The organism is Streptomyces phyllanthi (genome assembly GCF_009377205.1).
GTDB classification, from domain to species: domain Bacteria; phylum Actinomycetota; class Actinomycetes; order Streptomycetales; family Streptomycetaceae; genus Streptomyces; species Streptomyces phyllanthi.
In genome coordinates, this window is sequence record NZ_VJZE01000882.1 from 1 (window position 1) to 1560 (window position 1560).

Sequence of the window (1560 nt, forward strand, 5' to 3'; positions counted from 1 at the left end):
GGGTGGGTGAGTGCGGCGTGCCGCCCGTGGCGGGCGCGCGGGAGACACCGTCGCCGACGAGCACACGGGACGTTTCGTCGATGGTGGACGGCTGTTCGGTGAGGATGTCGTGGAGGACGCGGCGTACCGCCAGGCGTATCGCCGCGACCGCAGGATGGGGACCCATGGCCGGTGCCCTTCAAGAAGTTGTCGGGGGGTGAACCCGAGATTCGGTCACGCAGAGTATGTAGATGGTGACAGAAACGGGCCGTGCCCCGAGCATTGCACGCCTGCGCATGGCTCACGCTCCCTCAGACGAGTGATTACGGGGGCGTTTGCCTGCCGTCTGCCGGATTCGTTTCACGCCTTCCCCACGCGCCTCAGGTTTTCCGCAGGCGGCTCATGTCTCGGACTTCCGGTGCACCCGCGCGACCCAGTCCGCCGGTTTGGCGATCTCCGCCTTGGTCGGCAGGGTGTTCGGTGAGGTCCACACGCGGTTGAAGCCGTTCATGCCGACCTGGTCGACGACGGCTCGTACGAACCGCTCACCGTCCTTGTACTGCCTGAGTTTGGCGTCCAGGCCCAGCAGCTTGCGCAGGGCGAGGTCCAGGCGGGAGGCCCCGCGCTGGCGCCGTTGCTGGAACTTCTCGCGGATCTCGCCCACGGACGGCACGACCGACGGGCCGACACCGTCCATCACGAAGTCCGCGTGGCCCTCCAGGAGGGACATGACCGCGGTGAGGCGGCCGAGGATCTCGCGTTGGGCGGGCGTCTGTACGAGCTCCACGAGGGACCGGGAGTCGTCGCCCTCCTCGCCCTCGGGGCGGCCGCCGGCGAGCGACTGGGCGGCCTCCCGGATGCGCTCCAGGACGGTCATGGGGTCGACCTCGGTCTCCCCCAGGAAGGACTGGATCTCCCCCTCCAGGTGGTCGCGCAGCCAGGGCACCGCGGTGAACTGCGTGCGGTGCGTCTCCTCGTGGAGGCAGACCCAGAGGCGGAAGTCGTGGGGTTCCACGTCGAGTTCGCGCTCCACGTGGACGATGTTCGGCGCGACGAGGAGCAGGCGGCCGCCGCCGTCCTCGCCGGCCGGGAGTTCGCGGGTCGCGGGGGCGAAGGTCTCGTACTGCCCGAGGACACGGGAGGCGAGGAAGGACAGCAGCATGCCGAGCTCCACGCCGGTGACCTTGCCGCCGACGGCTCCGAGCACCGCGCCGCCGGGGGTGCCGCCGCGACGTTCCTGCATCTTGTCCAGCAGGGGTTTGAGGATCTCGCGGAACCCGGCGACGTTCGCCCGGATCCAGCCGGGGCGGTCCACGACGAGTACGGGGGTGTCGTGGGCCTCGTCGGTGCCCAAACGGGTGAAGCCCCGGACGTGCTCCTCCGAGGACTTGGCATGTCGGCGCAGCTCGGCGACGACGGCCCTGGCCTCGTCGCGGCTCACCTCGGGGCCCGGCCGCACGAGCCGGGTCGCGGTCGCCACCGCAAGATTCCAGTCGACCATCTCGGCACCACCGATGCGCGTCATGAATCAACCGTACGGGAGCGCTGCCGCTGGGGGCAGGGCGTGGGTGGTGGGGGGTG

1 protein-coding gene and 1 pseudogene are annotated in these 1560 nt (G+C 70.2%); both read right to left on the bottom strand.

The window, feature by feature from the left end:
• A pseudogene (locus FNH04_RS45835) lies at positions 1-166 on the bottom strand (tRNA lysidine(34) synthetase TilS); the annotation flags it as partial.
• 213 nt (positions 167-379) lie between these two features.
• Positions 380-1504 carry a zinc-dependent metalloprotease gene (locus FNH04_RS45840; protein WP_152792128.1) on the bottom strand — a complete coding sequence of 375 codons (1125 nt, stop codon included), beginning with the start codon at positions 1502-1504 and terminating at the stop codon, positions 380-382.
• Between the last annotated feature and the right edge of the window lie 56 nt (positions 1505-1560).